The 246-nt window shown below is 58.5% G+C and carries 1 pseudogene; it reads left to right on the top strand.

Annotation, left to right across the window (positions count from 1 at the left end):
- Positions 1-246, top strand: a pseudogene (locus ACI43T_RS12230) (erythrose-4-phosphate dehydrogenase); the annotation flags it as partial.

Below are 246 nucleotides of genomic sequence, written 5' to 3'. Positions count from 1 at the left end.
ATATGATTCCGACCAAAACCGGCGCGGCAAAAGCCGTCGGTTTGGTCTTGCCCGAATTGAAAGGCAGGCTCGACGGGCTTGCCATCCGCGTGCCGACCGTCAACGTATCCCTGGTGGATTTGAGCTTCCAAGCCGCCCGCGACACGACGGTTGAAGAAATCAACGCGCTGATGAAGGCCGCCTCCGAAGAAGGCCGTCTGAAAGGCGTATTGGGCTGCAACACCCTGCCGCTGGTCTCTATGGATT

This window comes from Neisseria oralis (genome assembly GCF_045062685.1).
Classification (GTDB): domain Bacteria; phylum Pseudomonadota; class Gammaproteobacteria; order Burkholderiales; family Neisseriaceae; genus Neisseria; species Neisseria oralis.
The sequence above is the reverse complement of the archived record's forward strand: the minus strand, read 5'-3'. Positions and strand labels throughout refer to the sequence as shown.